This is a genomic window from Actinoplanes sp. NPDC051388 (assembly GCF_055586225.1).
In genome coordinates, this window is the sequence record NZ_JBVJIP010000014.1 from 1 (window position 1) to 21,057 (window position 21,057).

At 70.5% G+C, this 21,057-nt stretch carries 15 protein-coding genes, 2 rRNA genes and 1 pseudogene; 9 read left to right on the plus strand and 9 right to left on the minus strand.

Features of this window, described 5'->3' with window-relative positions:
- Positions 1-95: ribosomal RNA gene (locus tag ACZ6TI_RS30735) — 23S ribosomal RNA — on the plus strand; the annotation flags it as partial.
- A gap of 148 nt (positions 96-243) precedes the next feature.
- Positions 244-360: ribosomal RNA gene (gene rrf, locus ACZ6TI_RS30740) — 5S ribosomal RNA — on the plus strand.
- A gap of 374 nt (positions 361-734) precedes the next feature.
- Here rrf and ACZ6TI_RS30745 read toward each other — a convergent pair.
- Positions 735-1,547, minus strand: a complete 813-nt coding sequence (locus ACZ6TI_RS30745) for a hypothetical protein (RefSeq protein WP_465348673.1) — start codon at positions 1,545-1,547, stop codon at positions 735-737.
- A gap of 91 nt (positions 1,548-1,638) precedes the next feature.
- On the opposite strand from ACZ6TI_RS30745, the gene ACZ6TI_RS30750 reads away from it, so the two are divergent.
- Genes ACZ6TI_RS30750 through ACZ6TI_RS30760 form a run of 3 tightly spaced genes read left to right on the plus strand, consistent with a single transcriptional unit; the run spans position 1,639 to position 5,989 of the window.
- On the plus strand, positions 1,639-4,293 hold the full coding sequence (locus ACZ6TI_RS30750) for a valine--tRNA ligase (protein ID WP_465348674.1): 2,655 nt from the start codon (positions 1,639-1,641) through the stop codon (positions 4,291-4,293).
- Complete coding sequence (locus ACZ6TI_RS30755) at positions 4,290-5,615, plus strand: bifunctional folylpolyglutamate synthase/dihydrofolate synthase (RefSeq protein ID WP_465348675.1); 1,326 nt, start codon at positions 4,290-4,292, stop codon at positions 5,613-5,615. Before ACZ6TI_RS30750 ends, ACZ6TI_RS30755 begins: the two co-directional genes overlap by 4 nt.
- A complete protein-coding gene (locus tag ACZ6TI_RS30760) occupies positions 5,612-5,989 on the plus strand; it encodes a DUF4233 domain-containing protein (protein WP_465348676.1) in 378 nt (125 codons plus the stop codon). Before ACZ6TI_RS30755 ends, ACZ6TI_RS30760 begins: the two co-directional genes overlap by 4 nt.
- Before the next feature lie 265 nt (positions 5,990-6,254).
- Here ACZ6TI_RS30760 and ACZ6TI_RS30765 read toward each other — a convergent pair whose 3' ends face one another.
- On the minus strand, positions 6,255-8,471 hold the full coding sequence (locus ACZ6TI_RS30765; protein WP_465348677.1) for an MMPL family transporter: 2,217 nt from the start codon (positions 8,469-8,471) through the stop codon (positions 6,255-6,257).
- 98 nt (positions 8,472-8,569) lie between these two features.
- Between ACZ6TI_RS30765 and ACZ6TI_RS30770 the strand changes: the two genes are divergently transcribed.
- Positions 8,570-9,031 carry a MarR family winged helix-turn-helix transcriptional regulator gene (locus ACZ6TI_RS30770; RefSeq protein ID WP_465348678.1) on the plus strand — a complete coding sequence of 154 codons (462 nt, stop codon included), beginning with the start codon at positions 8,570-8,572 and terminating at the stop codon, positions 9,029-9,031.
- Between the two features lie 13 nt (positions 9,032-9,044).
- Here ACZ6TI_RS30770 and ACZ6TI_RS30775 read toward each other — a convergent pair whose 3' ends face one another.
- Complete coding sequence (locus ACZ6TI_RS30775; RefSeq protein WP_465348679.1) at positions 9,045-11,492, minus strand: VOC family protein; 2,448 nt, start codon at positions 11,490-11,492, stop codon at positions 9,045-9,047.
- Between the two features lie 140 nt (positions 11,493-11,632).
- On the opposite strand from ACZ6TI_RS30775, the gene ndk reads away from it, so the two are divergent.
- On the plus strand, positions 11,633-12,043 hold the full coding sequence (ndk, locus tag ACZ6TI_RS30780) for a nucleoside-diphosphate kinase (protein ID WP_465348680.1): 411 nt from the start codon (positions 11,633-11,635) through the stop codon (positions 12,041-12,043).
- Here ndk and ACZ6TI_RS30785 read toward each other — a convergent pair.
- The 6 genes and pseudogenes from ACZ6TI_RS30785 to ACZ6TI_RS30810 form a co-directional block, all read right to left on the minus strand.
- A complete protein-coding gene (locus ACZ6TI_RS30785) occupies positions 12,040-12,480 on the minus strand; it encodes a carboxymuconolactone decarboxylase family protein (RefSeq protein ID WP_465348681.1) in 441 nt (146 codons plus the stop codon). The genes ndk and ACZ6TI_RS30785 overlap by 4 nt on opposite strands.
- Positions 12,481-12,537: 57 nt before the next feature.
- Complete coding sequence (locus tag ACZ6TI_RS30790; RefSeq protein WP_465348682.1) at positions 12,538-13,314, minus strand: ABC transporter permease; 777 nt, start codon at positions 13,312-13,314, stop codon at positions 12,538-12,540.
- Positions 13,311-14,081, minus strand: coding sequence for an ABC transporter permease (locus ACZ6TI_RS30795; protein ID WP_465348683.1), 771 nt, complete (start codon positions 14,079-14,081; stop codon positions 13,311-13,313). The genes ACZ6TI_RS30790 and ACZ6TI_RS30795 overlap by 4 nt, the downstream gene beginning before the upstream one ends.
- A complete protein-coding gene (locus tag ACZ6TI_RS30800; RefSeq protein WP_465348684.1) occupies positions 14,078-14,395 on the minus strand; it encodes an ATP-binding protein DrrA1-3 family domain-containing protein in 318 nt (105 codons plus the stop codon). The genes ACZ6TI_RS30795 and ACZ6TI_RS30800 overlap by 4 nt, the downstream gene beginning before the upstream one ends.
- A gap of 100 nt (positions 14,396-14,495) precedes the next feature.
- Positions 14,496-15,050 (minus strand): annotated as a pseudogene (locus ACZ6TI_RS30805) (ABC transporter ATP-binding protein); the annotation flags it as partial.
- A gap of 30 nt (positions 15,051-15,080) precedes the next feature.
- A complete protein-coding gene (locus tag ACZ6TI_RS30810) occupies positions 15,081-16,088 on the minus strand; it encodes an ArsR/SmtB family transcription factor (protein WP_465348685.1) in 1,008 nt (335 codons plus the stop codon).
- A 69-nt stretch (positions 16,089-16,157) separates the two neighbouring features.
- Here ACZ6TI_RS30810 and ACZ6TI_RS30815 point away from each other — a divergent pair, with 69 nt between their 5' ends.
- Positions 16,158-17,657 (plus strand): alkaline phosphatase D family protein, encoded by a 1,500-nt coding sequence (locus tag ACZ6TI_RS30815; RefSeq protein ID WP_465348686.1) that lies wholly within the window; start codon positions 16,158-16,160, stop codon positions 17,655-17,657.
- A gap of 231 nt (positions 17,658-17,888) precedes the next feature.
- Positions 17,889-20,999: an isoleucine--tRNA ligase gene (gene ileS / locus ACZ6TI_RS30820; RefSeq protein WP_465348687.1), complete on the plus strand. Its 3,111-nt coding sequence runs from the start codon at positions 17,889-17,891 to the stop codon at positions 20,997-20,999.
- The last annotated feature ends 58 nt before the right edge of the window (positions 21,000-21,057 follow it).

The window sequence follows — 21,057 nt, forward strand, 5'->3', positions numbered from 1 at the left end:
AGGCTCCCAGCTAGACTACTGGGTTGATAGGCCGGAAATGTAAGCACGGTAACGTGTTCAGTTGACCGGTACTAATAAGCCGAGGGCTTAACCACACCCATAAACTTGATGGTTGCGTCCACTGTGTGATTCACAGCAAACAACAAACCCCACCCCCATGGTGGGTGCCGGCCCCGGCGAAAACGTCGGGGTGTGGCACACGGTGTGGGGGGTGGCGTGGTTGGTTGTGTTGTTGAAGGTTGTTTCGGTGGTTATAGCGGTGGGGAAACGCCCGGTCTCATTCCGAACCCGGAAGCTAAGCCCACCAGCGCCGATGGTACTGCACTCGGGAGGGTGTGGGAGAGTAGGACGCCGCCGGACTCAACGTTGTTGAGGCCCACCCCCGGCTGGGGGTGGGCCTCAACCATTTCCACACCCTGTTGTCTGATGGCCTACCCCGGCGGGTAGGCCATTTTTTGTGCGCTCAGAGAAGGCGCTGCAATGGCCTACCCCGGCGGGGATCGGCCCTTCTTACGCGTTTGTCTTTCGGCCTACCCGGCGGGGCAAGGCCACTTCTGGGCTGGCGGGGGAAGGCGAACGGCGGGCCTCCCCGCGGTCACGGGCCGCGTACCCACGGGCCGCGTTACAGAGAAGCGATGCGCTGCATCGGGATGCGGGTGCGCAGACGCTGGGGCGGAACGTCGGCGGCCTGGAGCTGCAGAGTTCGGCCAGAGCTTGGGCGGCCCGAACTGGTGCTAGTCGCGGGTTTGGACGGCGTCGCGGATTGTTCGCAGGAGGGTGGCGGACTCGGATTCGGAGCGTTCGGGGAAGAGCGCCATTGCCAGGCTTCCGTGGTCGGCCCAGCCGCAGACCGTGAAGTCGCCGTCCGCGGATTTGGTGATGCCGCACTTCATGCTGCCGCCGAGTTTGCCGGCGTCCACGTCGTGGATGTTGTCCACGGCGCCCTGGTCGTCGGCCATCAGTTCGAAGGCGGTGTCCAGGTCGCTGCCGGGTGACCAGATCAGGGTGGTGCCGCCGAACAGGAGCACCGCCTTGTTCGGGAAGCCGGGATCGCGATAGACGGCGCCCACCGTCTGCTCGAAGTCGACTTCGGCCGCCAATGCCGTGGTCAGGTAGTCGGCCGTCGCCTTGCCCTCGGCCGTCTCGTCGATGGCCAGCGCGCCGATCTGGGGCGGGGTGGCCAGGGTGGCGTCCTTCTGCGAGCTGATGCGCCAGCCCGCCACGGCCAGCACCGCAGCGCCGGCCAGGCCCAGTGCGAGCAGGCCGACGAGCACCCGGTTGCGGAGGCGGGACTTCTGGTCGGGCTTGTCTTCGCCCTCGGCGGAGGACTCGGCAGTCAGGTTGAACGGTCCCTCGCCCACCTCGATGGCCTGCACCGCTTCGATCGGACGGTCGACCTCGGGGTGAGGGCCAGCCGATGCCGGTTCGGAAACCGAGGCCGTGGGGCGCTCCCAGCCGGTGGGTGCGGGGTGGTCGCCGACAGGCCCCGGGGGTTGACCCGCGTCCAGGGGTTTCGGGTCGGTCGGACCGCCGGTGCGCTCAGGCATCCGGGGAGCGTAACAACCCCGGTCGCCGAGTTATCCACAGGCGCGGTAATCCGCGCGCAGCCCACCCCACCTACCTCCGTAGAATTGCCGGGTGAGCCAAGCAGCCGAGACACGAACCCCCGACAGCCGTCCCACCGGTGGACTCTCCGCCCAGTACCAGCCGGGTGAGGTAGAGCAGCGGCGGTACGAGTCGTGGGTATCGTCCGGGCTGTTCACGGCCGACCCGAAAAGCGACAAGCCGGCCTTCTCCATCGTCATCCCGCCGCCGAACGTGACCGGTTCCCTGCACGTCGGCCACGCGCTCGACCACACCATCCAGGACACCCTGTCGCGCCTCAAGCGGATGCAGGGGTTCGAGGTGCTGTGGCTGCCGGGCATGGACCACGCCGGCATCGCCACGCAGAACGTGGTGGAGCGGCAGCTGGCCGCGCAGGGGCAGTCGCGGCACGATCTCGGGCGCGAGGCGTTCGTGGAGCGGGTGTGGCAGTGGAAGGAGGAGTCCGGCGGGGCGATCCTCGGGCAGATGCGCAGGCTGGGCGACTCCGTCGACTGGTCACGCGAGCGGTTCACGATGGACGAGGGGCTGTCCCGGGCCGTTCAGACGATCTTCAAGCGGCTCTATGACGACGAGCTGATCTACCGCGCCGAGCGGATCATCAACTGGTGTCCGCGCTGTCTGACGGCGTTGAGCGACATCGAGGTGGAGCACACCGAGGACGACGGCGAGCTGGTCTCGATCCGTTACGGCGAGGGTGACAACTCGATCGTGGTGGCCACCACGCGGACCGAGACGATGCTCGGCGACACCGCGGTGGCCGTGCACCCCGACGACGAGCGCTACCGCCACCTGATCGGCACCGAGGTCGAGCTGCCGCTGACCGGGCGGCGCATCCCGATCGTCGCGGACGAGCACGTGGATCCGAGCTTCGGCACGGGCGCGGTCAAGGTGACGCCGGCGCACGACCCCAACGACTTCGAGATCGGGCAGCGGCACGGACTGCCGAGCATCACGATCATGGACGAGCGCGCCGTGGTCACCGTACCCGGGCCGTTTGAAGGTCTTGATCGGTTTGAAGCCCGTCCGGCGGTTGTCGCCGCGCTGCGGGAGGAGGGGCGGATCGTCGCGGAGAAGCGGCCCTACCAGCACTCGGTGGGGCATTGCTCGCGGTGCAAGACGACCGTCGAACCGCGGCTGTCGCTGCAGTGGTTCGTGTCGACCGGGCCGCTGGCCAAGGCCGCCGGTGACGCGGTGCGCGACGGGCGGGTGGCGATCGAGCCGGTCGAGCTGAGCAAGCGCTACTTCTCCTGGGTGGACAACATGCACGACTGGTGCATCTCGCGCCAGCTGTGGTGGGGACACCGGATCCCGGTCTGGTACGGGCCGGATGGCGAGGTGGTGTGCGTCGGACCGGATGACGAGGCTTCGACCGGCGAGGGCTGGCGGCAGGACGAGGACGTGCTGGACACGTGGTTCTCCTCGGCGCTGTGGCCGTTCTCCACGATGGGCTGGCCCGACCAGACCGTCGAGCTGGAGCGTTTCTATCCCACGTCGGTGCTGGTCACGGGCTACGACATCCTGTTCTTCTGGGTGGCCCGGATGATGATGTTCGGGCTCTATGCGATGGACGGCCGGCAGCCGTTCGACGTGGTCAGCCTGCACGGGATGGTCCGCGACGGGCACGGCAAGAAGATGTCGAAGTCGTTCGGCAACGTGGTCGACCCGCTGGACTGGATCGAGCGGTACGGCGCGGACGCCACCCGCTTCACCCTGGCGCGCGGCGCGAACCCGGGCTCGGACGTGCCGATCAGCGAGGAGTGGTGTCAGGGCTCCCGCAACTTCTGCAACAAGCTGTGGAACGCGACCCGGTTCGCGCTGATGAACGGTGCCACGGTCGCCGGTGAGCTGCCGGCTCAGGCCGAGCTCAACACGGTCGACCGGTGGATCCTGTCCCGGCTGCAGCACGTGACCACCGAGGTGGACGGGCAGTTCGCGACCTACGAGTTCGCGAAGGTGTGCGACACGCTCTACCACTTCGCGTGGGACGATGTCTGCGACTGGTACGTCGAGCTGAGCAAGCCGGTGCTGGCGGCCGGCGGGCCCGAGGCGGACAAGACTCGGCGGGTGCTCGGGCATGTGCTCGAGCAGCTGCTGCGGCTGCTGCACCCGGTGATCCCGTTCGTCACCGAGGAGCTGTGGACCGGGCTGACCGGCGAGCAGACCGTCGTCACCGCCGCCTGGCCGGTCGCCGACCAGGCACGCGTCGACGACGCGGCCGAGGACGAGCTGGCCGCGCTGCAGAAGGTGGTCACCGAGGTGCGGCGGTTCCGGTCCGATCAGGGGCTGCGACCCGGCCAGCGGGTCAGCGCCGCGCTCACCGGCCTGGGCAACGTCGGCATCGACACGCACGAGACGTTGATCCGGTCGCTCGTGCGGCTGGACGCGCCGGGTGCGGAGTTCACCGCGACGGCGACGCTCGCGGTGACCGGCGGCGTCACCGTCGACCTGGACACCCGCGGCACGATCGACGTGGCGGCCGAGCGGGCCCGGCTCGAAAAGGACCGCGCGGCGGCCGAGAAGGAAGCCGCGCAGTGCCGGGCCAAACTCGGCAACGACGCGTTCATCGGGAAGGCGCCGGAAGCGGTGGTGGCGAAGATCAAGGACAGGCTGGCCACCGCGGAGGTCGACCTGACGAGAATCGCCGCCGCACTCGAGGCGTTGCTCGTCACCGGAGCAGGCTCAGCATGAGCGACTACAACGAGGTTGAGGCCGGCCTGCTCGCGCGCGGCTTCACCCGGATGAACTTCGACATGCAGAAGATGCGCGACCTGATGGACGTGCTGGGCAGCCCGCAGCGGGCGTACCCGTCGATCCATCTGACCGGGACCAACGGCAAGACGTCGACCGCGCGGATGATCGACTCGCTGCTGCGGGCGCACGGGGTGCACACCGGGCGGTATACGAGCCCGCACCTGGAGACCGTGCGCGAGCGGATCAGCCTGGACGGCGAGCCGATCTCCGAGGAGCGGCTGGCGATGGTCTATGACGAGATCGAGCCGCTGGCCGAGCTGATCGACGCGCGGGTGTCCGAGCCGCTGACCTACTTCGACATGACCACCGCGATGGCCTATGCGACGTTCGCCGACGCGCCGGTCGACGTGGCCGTGGTCGAGGTGGGGCTGGGCGGCGAGGAGGACGCGACCAACGTCATCGAGGCCGGGGTCTGTGTGATCACGCCGATCGGGCTGGACCACACCGAGTGGCTCGGCGACGCGATCGAGGACATCGCGTGGGCCAAGGCCGGCATCATCCACAAGGGCGCGACCGTGATCAGCGCGGTGCAGACCGAAGAGGCGATGCGCCCGATCATGGAGCGCAGCATCGAGATGAACGCGACGCTGGCCCGGGAGGGCAGCGAGTTCGGGGTGGTCGGGCGGGACCTGGCGGTGGGCGGGCAGATGCTCACCCTGCAGGGGCTCGGCGGCATCTACGACGAGGTGTTCCTGCCGCTGTTCGGAGCGCATCAGGCGCAGAACGCGGCGCTGGCGCTGGCCGCCGTCGAGGCGTTCCTGGGCGCGGGCAAGGACAAACAACTCGAGATCGAGGTCGTGCGCGAGGGCTTCGCGACGGTCGACTCGCCCGGGCGGCTCGAACGCGTCCGCAGCGCGCCGACGATCCTGCTGGACGGCGCACACAACCCGCACGGCATGGCCGCGACGGTGGCGGCGCTGGAGGAGGAGTTCAAGTTCCGGCACCTGGTCGCCGTGGTGGCGGTGCTCGGCGACAAGGACGCGGAAGGGCTGCTCGACCTGCTCGAACCGGTGGCGGCGCGGATCGTGGTGACCGTCAACAGCTCGCCGCGGTCGATGCCGCTGGAGGAGCTGACCCAGATCGCGACGGAGATCTTCGGCGAGGACCGGGTGACCGTGGCCTACAACATGCCGGATGCGATCGAAGAGGCGGTGGTGATCGCCGAGTCCGACACCGACGGCGAGCTGAGCGGCGTCGGCGTGCTGGTCACCGGGTCGATCGTGACGGTCGCCGATGCTCGGAAGCTGCTCAAGAGGTGACCACGCCACCGGAGGAAGACTCCGGCGCCGAGCCGCGGCGGTCGGGTCTGCGCAATCCGGCTGCTGCGGTACGCGGGCTCGGGGCGGGCACGCTTGCCCTGGAGGCGATCGTGCTGCTGCTGGCGATCCAGCCGATCCGGATCCTGGGTGGCGACCTGAGCGGCTGGGGGATTGCGGCGGTGGTGACCCTGGCGGTGTTGTGCATGGCGCTGGCCGGCGTGATCAAGCGTCCGTGGGCGTGGCATGTCGGCAGTGCGCTGCAGGTCCTGCTGCTGGCGGCGGGGCTGTTGCACTGGTCGTTGTTCGCCCTGGGGTTGATCTTCGGGGCGGCCTGGGCCTACGCGACCTACGTCCGCCACACCATCCTGAGTTAGGTCGCGTCGGCGGAACGCCACGCGCCCGGAGGGGCGCGGCACCAGCGCGCTCGGCGGTGCCGCATGGCTGACATCCGCGCCGCCGCCGGAGCCCTCGCCGCCCTGGTCCGCGCCGGTGGTTGCTGAGAGCGAGGTGCGGCAGGGGCCAATACGCTCGGTTGGCGCCGTTCTGGCTGGTTTGTCCAGGGCGGATCTGGCCGGGGCCACGGGTAGGGCGCTCGGCGGGATGTCTCACCGCTGGATTCTGCGGGGGGAGCCGGCTGGGTCAGGGGGTTCGGCAGTGGGCGGTCGGGCAGTTCGGTGGGTTCGCGGCCGGTGCTGTGTCGGCGGATGGGTCAGGGCTGACCCGCCGGTGGGAGAGCCATCCGGGGCGGGTGGGCAGCCACCAGTTCCAGCGGCCGAAGAGGATCACCAGGGCCGGCACCAGCATCGCGCGGACGATGGTGGCGTCCAGGAGGATGCCCAGGCCCAGTGCGGTGGCGAAGATCTTCACTTCGGTTCCCGGGGTGGCGGCCAAGGACACGAACGCCAGGAACAGGATGATCGCGGCGCTCGTGACCAGGCGGCCGGTGTGGGACAGGCCGTCGACCACGGCGTCGCGGTTGGATCGGCCCTTGTCGTGGGCCTCGCGGATGCGGGCGAGGATGAAGACCTCGTAGTCCATGGACAGGCCGAACAGGAACGCGAACACCATCACCGGGACCCATTCGGTGAGAGCGCCGGTCGGGTCGATGCCCCAGATCGGGCCGGCCAGATAGCCGTTCTGCCAGCCGATGACGACCAGCCCGAACGCGGCGGCGACGCTGAGGGCGTTGAGGACTACGGCCTTCACCGCCAGCAGCACCGAGCGGAACGCGCGGATCAGCAACGCCAGCGTGACCACCGCGATCAGGGTCAGCACCAGCGGCGCGTCGTCGTAGACCGCGTCGACGAAGTCGCGGCCCTGCATCGCGGAGCCGCCGAGCCGGACGCCGGGCATCCCGGCCAGAGCCTGTTCGAGGCGGTTGAGGGTCTGCTCGCCGGTCGCGGAACTCGCCTGGTCATGGGGGAGGACCACGATCAGGGAGATGCCGTCGCGCTGCCAGGCCTGGTCACGCGGGCTCACCACAGCCTGCACGCCGGGAACGGCGGCGGCACGCGCCGCGGCGGGTGCCGGGTCGCCGGAAACCACCAGGTAGAGCGGGGTGAGGGCGCCGACGCCCAGGCCGGACCGGTCGAGCGCGTCGAGGCCGTCGCGGGCCGGGCCCGACGACGCCATCGATGCCGCGGAGGGCGCGGCCAGGCGCAACGACGCCACCGGCGCGATCAGGGCGGCCAGGATCAGCGACGCCGCGATCGCCGTCAACACCGGCCGGCGGGTCACCAGCCGTCCCCACGCGGCCCATCCCCGAGACGACGTCGGATCGCTGGACGACCCGCCGCCGGCTTGCGGTTGGCGGCGGATTTGCAGGCGGCGCTTGTCCAGGCGGGGGGCCACCGTGGACAGGAGGGCGGGCAGCAGGGTGGTGGCTACCAGCACGCTGCACACGGAGATGAGCAGGCCGCCGTAGCCCATGCTTCTCAGGAACGGGACCGGGAGCAGGACCAGGCCGGCCAGGGCGATCGCCACCGTGACGCCGCTCACCACCACGGCCCGGCCGGCTGTTCGCATCGAGCGCCGGATCGCCTCGTGGTTGTCGGCGCCCGCGGAGCGCTCGGCGCGCCAGCGGGTGGTGATCAGCAGGGCGTAGTCGATGGCCACGCCCAGGCCGATCAAGCCGATCAGGAACTGGACCACGAACGAGACCTCGCTGACCGCGGTCACGGCCCAGACCGCCAGGAAGGTCAGCAGGATCGCGACGATCGCGGTGATCAGGGGCAGCACCGCCACGGCCGAGCCGAAGACCGCGGCCAGCACCAGAAGCGCGCCGATGCCGGCGATGGTCACCTCGGCCAGCAGACCCGGTCCGTCCGAGTCGCCGGCCTGCATGAACAGCGCGTCGGTGCCGGTCAGCATCACCTCGGCGCCGGCCACGCGCTGCCCGGCCAAGGCCGCGGTGATCTTGGGGAGTGCCTCGGCGAAGGGCGGGAAGGCCTCGGCGGCGGGTGGGTAGAGCAGGGCCACGGTGCTGCGGCCGTCGGTGGAGACCAGGCGAGGATCATCAATCATCGGGTACGCGACGGAGCGTGCCCCACCGGCCGCCACCGACGCCGCGGTCACCACGGCCGTCCACTCCCCGCGTACCCGTGGGGTGTCGAAGGTTTGTCCGGGAGGGACGGTGACCGTCAGGACGACGGGATCGCCGGCGGCGCCGTTGCCATAAGTGCGCAGGATCTGCTGGTTCGTCTCATAGCCCGGGCGGCCGGGGAGCGCGCCGAAGTCCTGGGTCATCGCACCGGTCGCGGGGGTGACCGCGAGCGCGCCGGCCACCGTCAGGAGCAGCCACAAAACCAGGACGGCACGGCGGTTGCGCAACACCCAGCTGGTAAGTCCGGTCATCATGAGTACCCCTGAAAGTCTGGATTTCCAGACATCTTGATTCTCAAGAGGTTAGATTGTCAAGCGAATACGTTGAGCACGAGTATGACGAGCCGGATCGGGTGCGGGACAGTTCCGCGGCGCATCGCGCGCTGATCTTCGGCGTGCTGGACCTGACCATCGACATCGACGGGGTCGGGCGTGCCGCGGCGCCGCTGATCGGGATCAATCAGACCGACCTGATCTGCCTCAACGTGCTGTTCCGGCGTGGCGCGATGACCGCGGGGCAGCTCGCCGGCGCGGTCGGGCTCACCACCGGGGCGACCACCACGGTGATCGACCGGCTGGAGCGTGGGGGATACGTGCGGCGGCGCGGAGACGCCGCGGACCGGCGCCGGGTGCTGGTCGAGGCCGATCCGGATGCGGCGCGGCGGGCGTTCGGGCTGTTCGACGGGTTGCTGGAGCGGCTCGCCGGGTTGTCCGGCGATTTCTCGGACGAGCAGTTGGCGTTGCTGGCCCAGATGCTCGGCCGGGTGCAGGGGATCCTGGCCGACTACGCCGCGGAGTTGCGCGCGGCGCGCTGATCGGTGGCGGGGTTCAGCGGATGGCCCGCCACTGGGTCACCGCGATGTTGTGGCCGTCGGGGTCATAGAAGGTGGCGGCCCAGAGTTCGAGTTTGTCGCCTCGGTTGACCGCGCGCGGGCCGTGCAGGAACTTCACGCCCTTGCTCTTCAGCTCCTCGTAGACCGCCTCCACGTCGCCCACCTCGAGGTTCAGATAGATCAGGCGGCCGATGTCGGTGGCCAGCGAGTGGACGGTGCGCAGAACCAGGCGGGTGTCGCCGGAGGCCAGCACCGCGCTGCCGGCGCCGCTGTCGATCTGGAAGAAGCCCAGCGTGTCGCGGTAGAACCCGATAGACCTGGCCAGGTCGGTGACCAGGACGGTGATGCCTACGCCGTGGATGGCGCCGGCCGGTCCGGGACGCGCGCTGGGGTAGGCGGTGATCACGTCGTCGGCACGCTCGTCGGGTTCGTAGCCGGAGCCGCGCAGGTCGGCCCACGGACTGCCGGCCGGGGTGGCGCTGTCGTCCGCTTCGCTCGCGGATGAGGGTGCGGTGGACGAGTCCGGGACGGGGATGATCGCGGCCGCGGCCGCTTCCTCCCGGCTTATCTGCCACGGGCTCGGGGCGGTCGCCGGCGGGAGATCCGTGTCGTCGGCGGCGTTGCGGGGCCTGGGCGGTGTGCTGGAAGCGGCACCGGGCAGCGGGCCGGTGGGGGCGGCGCTGGAGGGCTCCGGCGGCTCGCCGGATGTCACGCCGTGCGGATCGAAGGGGGCTGTGGACTCGACGCCGTGCGACTCGGCGGGCGCGGTGGAAGCCACACCCTGCGCTTCCGCAGCCGCGGAAGGGGGCGCGCTGAGCTGGTCGGCGGGTGCCGCGTCAGGGGGCTCGGGAGGGGCCGGGGCCACCGCGACGATGGGCTCGGCGGGGGCGGCGATGGCCGGCTCGGCGGGGGCGGCCGGCTCGGCGGGGGCGGCCGGCTCGGCGGGGGCGGCCGCGATCGGCTCGGCGGGGGGCTCGGACGGTTCGGGGGAGGCCACGCCTTGGGGGTCTGCTGGGGTGGTGGATGCCACGCCGTGCGGGTCGAAAGGGCTGGTGGACTCGACGCCGTGCGGCTCTGACGGTGCGGTGGAGGTGGTCGGTGTGGGCTCGGCGGAAGCGGTGGCACTCTCCGGTGTGGGCGCGGGAGGGGGAGCGGGAGCGGGAGCTGGGGGTTCGGGGGTGCGTTGGGTGGGTGGGGTGGCTGCGGTGCTGCCGGCGACCCAGGCTCGGGGCTCGGCGTCGGCCGGTGGGGCGATCACGTCGCTCGCCATGGCCTGGCCGGCGTCGGCACTCGACTCCGGCGGCGTGTCCGGGTTGCCGGTCAGCGGGAGTTCGTCGGTCAGCAGCGGGCCGTCCTCGGCGGCCGGGGCCTCGTCGGCGTCCAGGGGGAGGTCGATGTCGTCGTGTTCCCACGGTGGGGTGGGCGTGGCGGCCGTCTCGGCGCCGGGCGAGTCGGAGCCGGGCACGCCGGCGGCACGCTGCTCCGGCACCACGCCTGCGGGTGGGCCGGCGGGAGTCGGTGTTGCTTCTGGGGAGTGGTGGCTCGTACCCGAAGATTGTTCTTCCGAAGATCGGCGGGGACGGGGGCTGGGCTTTCGGCCCGTCGCCGACGGGGCCGGCGGGACCGGCTCCTCGTCGTCCAGAACCGAAGCGGACCGGGCGGCGTGGACCGATTCCTCGGCCTGAGCGGACCGGGCGGCGTGGACCGGCTCCTCGGCGGGAGCGGGGCGCGGGGCACGCTGCGGGAGGGCGCGCGCGGCCTCGTCGTGATCGACGTATTGGCCCTCCAGCACCGGGCCCTCCGGTGTGTCGTGCACGACCACCACGGACGACGAGCGGGGCTCCTCCTCCAGGTATTCGGGGGCGGACTGCTCGTCCGGGCCGCGACCCCACTGGCGATCGCGGTTGACCCACGGCGGCGGCTCCGGCTCGCCGAGCAGGTCGTCGTCGAGGAACTCCTCCTGCTGCTCGAAGCCCGGCGGCGGGGGCGGATCGCCGTCGTCGGCCCGGTCGTCGACCTGGGACCAGTCGATGCGAACCCGGCGCATGTCGTCCACGTCCACCGTCACCGGGAGGGTCTCGCCGTTGCGCGGCCACTTGCCGACCGGCACCCGCGGGTCGCGGACCAGCACCTCGGTCACCGGCAGGCCCGGCGCGACCACCACCAGCTGCAGCTCGGCCCGCCCATAGGCCCCCGAACCGGGCGGCTCGGAGATCGCTTTCACCTGCCCGTGCCCGGCCACCCAGGCCCGAGCCCCGCGGCGCACCACGTTGACCATGCCGAGCGCGATCGCCAGCGCGAGCAGCGCGGCGCCCAGTGCGACGATCGGCCAGCTGGTGTTCATCCCGAGCCCGAACACCATCACGAAGACCGCGAACGTGCCCAGCACCGCCGCCACCAGCTTGCGCGCGGGCGCGACGGGGCGGCCGGTTTGGTTCGCCACAGTGGACCTCCCGATTGTCCCGTTCAGGCTATTCGGCGGCGTGTGCCGAACGGAAGGGCGGTAACCGGAGGTTGCCGCCCGTGGCCAGGACGGTACCGATAGGCTGACAATCCGCGTGTCCACCCTGGGAGGGGCTTGTTGTGTCCGAGCGTTCGCTGGTCCTGATCAAGCCGGACGCGGTCCGCCGCGGGCTGGTCGGGGAGATCATCGGCAGGTTCGAGCGCAAGGGGCTGACCGTCGACGCGATGGTCCTGCGGTCGATGGACGCGGCGCTGGCCGACCAGCACTACGCGGACCACGTGGACAAGGGCTTCTACCCGCCGCTCAAGGAGTTCATGACGAGCGGGCCGCTGGTCGCGCTGGTGCTCTCCGGCGACGAGGTGATCGAGGTGGTCCGGGCGATGCTCGGCGCCACCGACGGGCGCAAGGCCGCCGCGGGGACGATCCGCGGCGACCTCTCGCTGTCGAACCGGGAAAATCTGGTGCACGCCTCCGACTCGCCGGATTCGGCGAAGCGCGAGCTCCAGCTCTGGTTCCCCGACCTGCCTTAAAGGTCCGGCAGGTCGTTCTTCGCCGCGATGGCCAGGCGGTTCCACACGTTGATCGTGACGATCGCCATCAGCAGGTTGCCCAGCTCGACCTTGTCGAAATGCTTCGCGGCCTCGTCCCAGACGTCGTCCGGCACGCCGTGCTCACCCAGCTTGGTGACGCTGTCGGTGAGCGCGAAGGCGGCCAGTTCCTTCTCGGTGAAGAGCGCGCTCGCCTCCCGCCAGGCGGCCACCGCGAACAGCCGGCGGCTCGACTCGCCGGCCTTCAGCGCCTCGGTGGTGTGCATGTCGAGGCAGAAACCGCAGCCGTTGATGACCGAGGCACGCACCTTGACCAGCTCATAGAGCACCGGATCGTTGTTCTTGCGGGAGTAGACCTCCATCCCCATGACGGCCTTGAAGGCCTCGGGTGCGACGTCACCCAATGACAACCGTGCCATGTCTCCTCCTCGGGTCGGTTCAAGAAGGAGACGAGGTGGCATCGCTAAACGTGACACTCAGATCGTGTCGAGGCTGGCGGTCCGTCGCGACTCGAACTCGAAGATCTTGAGCAGCAGGGCGGCCAGCACCGCGTAGAGCAGGCCGATCAGCGTCTCCAGCCCGATCGGCCGCCACGCCGCGGCCAGCCCGTCCCCGGCCGCCAGCACCCGGGCCGCCTCCGCTGCGTGCGTGATCGGCAGGAACCGCCCGATCGCCGCCATCCAGCCGGGCAGCGACTCCGCGGGCACGTTCACGCCGGTGAGCAGCAGCATCAGCGCCACCGACACGTTCGACACCACCCACACATCGCGGAACCGCAGGCCGAGCGCGCCCAGCATCAGCCCGAAGAAACCGCAGGACAGCGAGCCCACGGCCAGCGCGATCGCCAGACCGGGCAGCGCGCCGAGCGGGATCCGCAGGCCGAGCAGCAGAGCACCGACGCTCAGGGTGAAGACCGCGATCAAAAGACCATTCCCCGCGTACGGGAGAGCGCGCCCGAGAAACACCGCGGTGCGACTCCGTGGCGAGAGAAGCACATGCCCGAGCGTCCCGTAACGACGTTCGTTCGAGACCGCCATCGTGCCGCCGAACACGCAGGCCAGCTGCGCCGCGAGCACGGCGTTCCCGACGATGTAGAAGCGGTCGTCGGCGACCTGCAGCTGGCGTCCCAGATAGGCGAAGAACAGCAGCTGGAACAGCGGCCCGACGAGCAGCGTGCCGACGAACATGCCGGGCGTGGTCCAGTTGAACAGCGCGCGATAGGCGATGGTCCCGCCGACCAGGAGAAGTCTCATGCGAGCGCCAACGTTGCCGCGGCGCGCGCCCGCTGCTCGACGTGCACCAGGGCGAACGCGCCGATCACCAGGCAGGCGGCGCTGATCGCCACGCAGGTCGCGACCGACGGCCAGACCGGACCGCCGCCGGTCGCCTCCTGCAACGCCCGGGCGGCATAGGTGGTCGGCAGGGCGGCCGCGATCGGGGTGGTCCAGCCGGGCAGCACGGTGATCGGCACCAGGATCCCGGACACCAGCCAGACCGGGTATTCGAGCGTGTTCGCCAGCGCGTTCGCGTTGCGCAGCAGCACGAATGTGGCGGCCATCAGCAGCCCGGACGCGCCCAGCGACAGGATCACCAGGGGTGCGCTCAGCACGAACGCGAACGGGTGCGCGAAGTCCAGCCGGATGCCGTAGAGCAGCCGGCCCCAGAGCAGCGTGGCGAGCAGTGCGTAGGTGCCGGTGATCGCGGTGGCCAGGGTGATCGGCAGCAGCACCAGCACCGGCCGGCGCGGCGCCAGCATGATCATTTCCAGGGTGCCCTGCCAGCGTTGATTCTGGATCGCGCCGCCGGAGCCGAACAGCACCGAGGACCAGACGCCCATCATCCCGGCGCCGACCGCCGCGTCCAGCAGCCGGTGCGACTCGCCGCCGGCCCGGAACAGGTAGACCGCCATGGTGGCCTGCACGATCGGTACGACCAGGCTGATCGCGATCTCGAAGGGCGATCGGCTGAGCTGCTTCACGTGCAGCAGCGAGCCCACCGCGATCATCCGCAGGGTGCTCATGCCGCACGGACGATCGCTACGTATGCGTCTTCCAGCGTCGGCTCGCGGGTCGAGACCCGGCCGAGGCGCACGCCCCCGAGTGCCCGCAGCACCTCACCCTGCACGTCCTGCCCGGCATCGGACTGGACGGTGAGGATCTGCAGCGCCCCGCGCGCCTCGACCGCGGCCTCGCGGACACCGGGCAGCCGTTGCAGGCCGGCCACGGTGTCGTCCGGCACGCCGTATGCCTCCACCTCGACCACCCGGCGCCCGTCGGCGTGTTTGCGCAGGTCGGAAGGGCTGCCGATGGCCTGGATGCGGCCGTCCGCGATCACCGCGATGCGGTCGCAGAGCTCGTCCGCCTCGGCCCATGTAGTGCGTGGTCAGCAGCACCGTGGTGCCGGTCGAGGCCAGGTCGGCGACGGTGCGCCGCAGCTCGCGGGCGGCGACCGGGTCGACCCCGATCGACGGCTCGTCGAGGAACAGCACCTCCGGCGAGTGCAGCAGCCCGCGGGCGATGTGCAGCCGTTGCCGCATGCCGCGCGAGTATCCCTCGACGCGCTCCTTCTCCCGCCCGGCCAGCCCGACCAGGTCGAGCAGTTCGGCGATGCGGCGGCGCTGGTCGCGCGGCGGCACCGCGTAGAGCTCCGCGAAGTAGCGCAGGTTGTCCAGGCCGGACAGCCGGTCGTAGAGGCCGCGGTCGCCGCCGAAGACGTAACCGATCCGCCTGCGTACCTCGCGGGTCTGCTCGACCACGTCGAAGCCGCACACCCGCGCCGTTCCCGCGGTCGGGATCAGCAGGGTGTTCAGCATCTTGATGGTGGTGGTCTTGCCGGCGCCGTTCGGGCCCAGCAGGCCGAACAGCTCACCGCGGGCGACCGTGAAGTCCACCTCGCGGACCGCCTCGATCTCGGTGCCCTTGTGTCTGGCCCACCCGGTGCGTGCGCGATAGGTCCGCCGCAACCCGGCGGCCTCGATGGTGTCCCCCATGGCCGGGGACGGTAGCGACGATCGCGGCGGTCAGGAAACGAATTCGGCGGATCCCGAATCGAGCAGTGTCACCAGGGCCACGCCGGCCGGCTCGAGGCCGTAGACCACCCGGCGGCCCGCCCGCCGGCGGTGCACGACGCCCGCCGCCTGCAGCGCGCTGAGGTGCTCGGAGACCGTGCTCGGCGCCAGCCCGAGGGCGGTGGCCAGGCCGGTCGTGGTGGCCGGGGCGACCAGCGCGCGCAGCACGGTGGCCCGGCCGCGTCCGATCAGGATGGCCAGGCGGTCCTCCGGGTCGACGGCCGGGCGCGCAAGACTGTCGGCGAGCACTGCCGAGCCGCGCGACTGGTAGGTCACCATGATCACGTCGGGGTGATCGCCGGAGCAGGCCAGCGCACCCCGCGAGAAGATCAACGGGACCAGCAGCAGCCGCTGGTCGACCGCCGTCATGCTCTGCTCGAGCGGCTTGTGCAGGGTGAGCACCGGGCGCTCCCAGCTGATCCGCTTGTGCAGCTGGGAGAGCAGCGCGTCCGGCCCGTCGGCGGCCAGCGCGCGGGCGCGCAGCAGGACCTCCTCGTCGAGCGCGGCCCGCATGGCCGGCCAGTAGGGCGCGATCGCCGCGTCCCAGTAGGCCTGAACGCCGTCGGCAAGCCGGGCGAAGGCCGCCGCGCGGTCGCTGCGGAAGGGACGCAGGAACTCCGGCTCTCCCCGCGGGTAGTGCTTGGCGAACTGCTCCTCGACCAGCTCGGCCGGGGTGTCCCGCAGCACGGCCAGCTCCTCCTCGATGGTCGGCAGCGGGCCGGGCGGGATCGGTGAGAACAGGTCGGGCGAGACCGAGCCGAGCTGGAAGTAGAGGTGCACCGGCGCGACCGCCGGGTCGGTGCGCAGGATCTCCCGGGCGCGCACGGCCCACGCCTGGTAGGGCCACGGCACCTCGGGGTTGCGCTGCAGCAGATAGAGGCCGATGACGAGCTCGTGCAGCGGGCTGATCGCGATCCGGGTGCGGGCCAGCGTGGGCTCATCGATCTCGATGCGGATCACCCGGACGAGTTTAGGCTCCGTCCACCTGAACACGCCCGGATCGTCACGTCCGGGCGGTAGGCCATCACCATGACGGCGATCAAGAGAAGGACCCTGCTGCAGGCGGGGCTGGCGCTTCCGCTGCTCGGGGCGCCCAGGTCGGGGCGTCCGACGCTCACCCACGGCGTGCAGAGCGGCGACGCGACCGCGGACTCGGCGATGGTGTGGACCCGCGCGGACCGGCCCGGCCGGATGTGGGTGCAGTGGAGCCGGCGCCCCGACCTGAAGGGCGCACGGCTGGTGCGCGGCCCGGTGGTCACCCCGGACACCGACTTCACCGGCAAGGTGCGGTTGCGCGGCCTCCCGCCGGGGGAGAAGGTGCACTATCGGGTGACGGTGGAGAGCCAGGACCGTCCCGGCCTGGTCAGTCCCGGGGTACGCGGAAAGCTGACCACCGCCCCCACCGGCCGCGACGACATCCGCTTCGTCTGGACCGGTGACGTGGTCGGCCAGGGCTGGGGCATCGACCCGGCGTACGGCGGGCTGAAGCTCTTCGAGTCGATGCGGCGGCGACGTCCCGACTTCCTGCTGCACAGCGGCGACACGGTCTATGCCGACGGCCCGCTGCTGCCGAGCGTGACTCTGCCCGACGGGCGGATCTGGACCAACCTGGTGACCGAGGAGAAGACCAAGGTCGCCGAGACGCTCCGGGAGTACCGCGGCCAGTACGCGTACAACCTGCTGGACGACGCGTACCGGGCGTTCGCCGCGGAGGTGCCGCAGCTGAATCAGTGGGACGACCACGAGGTGACCAACAACTGGTATCCGGGCGAGATCCTCGATGACGCCCGCTACACCGAGAAGCGGGTGGATGTGCTGGCCGCGCGGGCGCGGCAGGCCTATCACGAGTGGTTGCCCACGCCGATGTCGTCCGGCACGGTCTACCGCAAGCTCTCCTACGGGCCCCTGCTGGACGTCTTCGTCCTGGACATGCGCACTTTCAAGGACCAGAACGACGGCAATGTGTACGCGGACCCGCAGCGCGGCCTGCTCGGTGCGGAACAGCGCGAGTGGCTGATCCGCGGGCTGACGCGCAGCACCGCGACCTGGAAGGTGATCGCCAACGACCTGCCGCTGGGCATCGTGGTGCCGGACGGCGCCGCCGCGCAGGAGGGTGTCGCGCAGGGCGACCCGGGTGTGCCGCTCGGCCGCGAGCTGGAGTTCGCGCAGGTGCTGCGCTCGGCGCACCGGGCCGGCGTGACCGGCGTCGTCATGCTGACCGCCGACGTGCACTACACCGCCGCACACCACTACGACCCGGCCCGCGCCGCGATCCAGGACTTCACGCCGTTCTGGGAGTTCGTGTCCGGTCCGGCGCACGCGGGCGCCTTCGGCCCGAACGCGATGGACGCCACGTTCGGCCCGCGGGTGGTCTTCAGCAACACGCCGCCGGCCGCCAACACCTCGCCGGCCGATGGGTTCCAGCACTTCGGCGAGGTGCGGATCGACGGGCGCAGCAAGGCCTTCACGGTGCACCTGCGGGACCGGGAGGGCGTCTCGCTCTGGACCACCACGCTGGCGGCGCCGTAATCCGGGTGAAGGAAGCTTCGGCCGGCCGGTATCGTTGTCTCTCGCAGGCGACGAACCGGCCATCACCGGGGAGCCTCCGGGAGAACGGGCGCAAGCCTCACTAGATCCGGGCGGACCGACACGCGCACCACGTCGGCGATTGAGCGGGCGTCCGGCAACGGGCGCCAAGCGAGGTGGTACCGCGGGCCCCAAAGCTCGTCCTCGCAGTCCCTGTGGAACTGCGAGGAGATCATGGCCTACCCGAAGCACACTGATGCGGCCGGCGTGCCGGCCAGCCCCGACCTGCCCGCCGTCGAGGACGCCGTGCTGGAGCACTGGCAGGCTGACAAGACCTTCGAGGCCAGCGTCGACCAGCGCCCCGCGGGCAAGGACGGCGCGAACGAATACGTCTTCTATGACGGCCCGCCGTTCGCCAACGGCCTGCCGCACTACGGGCACCTGTTCACCGGATATGTGAAGGACGTCGTCCCGCGCTACCAGACGATGCGCGGCAAGCATGTGGAGCGCCGCTTCGGCTGGGACACCCACGGGCTGCCCGCCGAGGTCGAGGCGGAGAAGCAACTCGGCATCACCTCCAAGGCGGAGATCGTTCAGCTCGGCGTGGCCCAGTTCAACGAGGCGTGCCGCACTTCGGTGCTGGCCTACACCCAGGACTGGGAGCGTTATGTGACGCGCCAGGCCCGCTGGGTCGACTTCGCGGACGACTACAAGACCCTCGACCCGGACTACATGGAGTCCGTGATGTGGGCGTTCAAGACCTTGAGCGACAAGGGCCTGGTCTATGAGGGCTTCCGGGTGCTCGCCTACTGCTTCCGGTGCGAGACGCCGCTGTCCAACACCGAGACCCGGATGGACGACGTCTACCGTGATCGCACCGATCCGGCGCTGACCGTCTGGTTCCAGTTGGAGACCGGCGAGAAGGTCGGGGTGTGGACCACCACGCCGTGGACGCTGCCGTCCAACCTGGCGCTCGCGGTGGGGCCCGACATCGAGTACGCGGTGCTCGTCAAGGACGGGCAGAAGTACCTGCTGGGGGCCGCGCGCGTGGCGGCGTACCAGAAGGAATTGGAAGGTTTTGAGCAGGTCGGCACGGTGCTGGGCAGTGAGCTGGTGGGCCGGCGATACACGCCGCTGTTCGACTATCTCGTCGAGCAGGGCGGCCCGAACGCGTTCCAGGTGCTCGGTGCGGACTTCGTGACCACCGAGGACGGCACCGGCGTGGTGCACATGGCGCCGGCCTTCGGCGAGGACGACCAGACCGCCTGCAACGCGGCCGGCATCCCGACCGTGGTGACCGTCGACGACCACACCCGCTTCACCGCGCTCGTCCCGGATCTGCAGGGGCTGCAGGTCTTCGAGGCGAACAAGCCGGTGACGGCCACGCTCAAGGAGCGCGGCGTGGTCCTGCGGCACGACGGCTACACGCACTCCTACCCGCACTGCTGGCGCTGCGACACCCCGCTGGTCTACAAGGCGGTGTCGTCGTGGTTCGTCGCGGTGAGCACGTTCCGGGACCGGATGGTCGAGCTGAACCAGGAGATCACCTGGACGCCGGCGCACATCAAGGACGGCTCGTTCGGCAAGTGGCTGGCCAACGCCCGCGACTGGTCGATCTCCCGCAACCGGTTCTGGGGCTCGCCGATCCCGGTGTGGAAGTCGGACGACCCGAACTATCCGCGAGTCGATGTCTACGGCTCCTTCGCGGAGCTCGAGCGCGACTTCGGCGTCAAGGTCACCGACCTGCACCGGCCCTACGTCGACGAGCTGACCCGGCCCAACCCGGACGACCCGACCGGCAAGTCCACCATGCGCCGCGTTCCCGAGGTGCTGGACTGCTGGTTCGAGTCCGGGTCGATGCCGTTCGCCCAGGTGCACTACCCGTTCGAGAACAAGGACTGGTTCGAGCACCACTACCCGGGCGACTTCATCGTCGAATACATCGGGCAGACCCGCGGCTGGTTCTACACGATGCACGTGCTGGCCACCGCGTTGTTCGACCGGCCGGCCTTCCGGAACTGCCTGAGCCACGGCATCCTGCTGGGCGAGGACGGCCGGAAGATGTCCAAGAGCCTGCGCAACTACCCGGACGTCTACAAGGTCTTCGACTCGCACGGGTCGGACGCGATGCGCTGGATGCTGATGTCGTCCCCGGTGCTGCGCGGCGGCGACATGCCGGTGACCGAGGTGGCGATCCGGGACGCGGTGCGGCAGGTGCTGCTCCCGCTCTGGAACGTCTGGTACTTCTTCAGCCTGTACGCGAACGCGGCGGGCGTGTCGGCCGAGCAGCGCACGGACAGCACCCACCTGCTCGACCGCTACGTGCTCGCCAAGACCGCTGAGCTGGTCGCGGACACCCGCCGGCAGATGGACGAGTACGACATCTCCGGCGCCTGTCAGACGGTGCGCTCGTTCCTGGACGCGCTCACCAACTGGTATGTCCGCCGGTCACGGGACCGTTTCTGGGCCGGTGACCAGGACGCCGTGGACACGCTCGGCACGGTGCTCGAGGCGCTGTGCCGGGTGATGGCCCCGCTGGCGCCGCTGACCACCGAGGAGATCTGGCGCGGGCTCACCGGCGAGCGGTCGGTGCACCTGACCGACTTCCCGAGCCCGGCGGACTACCCGGCCGATCACGAGCTGGTCAAGTCGATGGACGCGATCCGGGAGGTCGCCTCGGCGGCGCTCTCGCTGCGCAAGGCGAAGGCGCTGCGGGTCCGGCTGCCGCTGGCCACGCTCACCGTGGCCACCGCGGACGCGCCGGCCCTGCGACCGTTCGGCGACCTGCTGGCGGACGAGGTGAACGTCAAGGAGGTGGTCTTCACCGACGAGGTCGCGACCTATTGCGAGCAGGTGCTGACCGTGGTGCCCCGGGTGCTCGGCCCGCGCCTCGGCAAGCAGGTGCAGCCGGTGATCAAGGCGGTCAAGACCGGCGACTGGCAGCTGGTCGACGGCCTGCCGGTGGCGGCCGGGGTCACCCTGCAGGAGGGTGAGTTCGAGCTGAAGCTGGTCGCCGCCGACGCGGAGAACTCGGTGGCGGTGTCCGGCGGCGTGGTCGTGCTCGACCCGACGGTGACCCCGGCGCTCGCCGCGGAGGGCGTGGCCCGCGACCTGATCCGGGTGGTGCAGCAGGCCCGCCGCGACGCGGACCTGGATGTCACCGACCGGATCGACCTCACCGTGTCGGCCTCCGCCGCGGTGGTCGCGGCGGTCGAGACGCACCGCGAGTTCGTGGCGGCGGAGACGCTGGCCACCTCGGTGACCTTCGCGGAACTCGGCGCCGGGTTCGCCGGTGAGGTCGGCGACGGCGAGGCCGTGACGGTCGCGGTGACCCGCGTCGTGTGATTGTGACCTCGGGAGTCCGGGCATTTGCGGCTTAGGCGGCAAATGCTCGGACCCTCAA

Bases quoted from the DNA above. Each gene is read 5' to 3' on its own strand.
- ACZ6TI_RS30745 (WP_465348673.1), bottom strand. From the start codon at position 1,547: ATGCCTGAGCGCACCGGCGGTCCGACCGACCCGAAACCCCTGGACGCG.
- ACZ6TI_RS30755 (WP_465348675.1), top strand. From the start codon at position 4,290: ATGAGCGACTACAACGAGGTTGAGGCCGGCCTGCTCGCGCGCGGCTTC.
- ACZ6TI_RS30765 (WP_465348677.1), bottom strand. From the start codon at position 8,471: ATGATGACCGGACTTACCAGCTGGGTGTTGCGCAACCGCCGTGCCGTC.
- ACZ6TI_RS30785 (WP_465348681.1), bottom strand. From the start codon at position 12,480: ATGGCACGGTTGTCATTGGGTGACGTCGCACCCGAGGCCTTCAAGGCC.
- ACZ6TI_RS30790 (WP_465348682.1), bottom strand. From the start codon at position 13,314: ATGAGACTTCTCCTGGTCGGCGGGACCATCGCCTATCGCGCGCTGTTC.
- ACZ6TI_RS30795 (WP_465348683.1), bottom strand. From the start codon at position 14,081: ATGAGCACCCTGCGGATGATCGCGGTGGGCTCGCTGCTGCACGTGAAG.
- ACZ6TI_RS30815 (WP_465348686.1), top strand. From the start codon at position 16,158: ATGACGGCGATCAAGAGAAGGACCCTGCTGCAGGCGGGGCTGGCGCTT.
- ileS (WP_465348687.1), top strand. From the start codon at position 17,889: ATGGCCTACCCGAAGCACACTGATGCGGCCGGCGTGCCGGCCAGCCCC.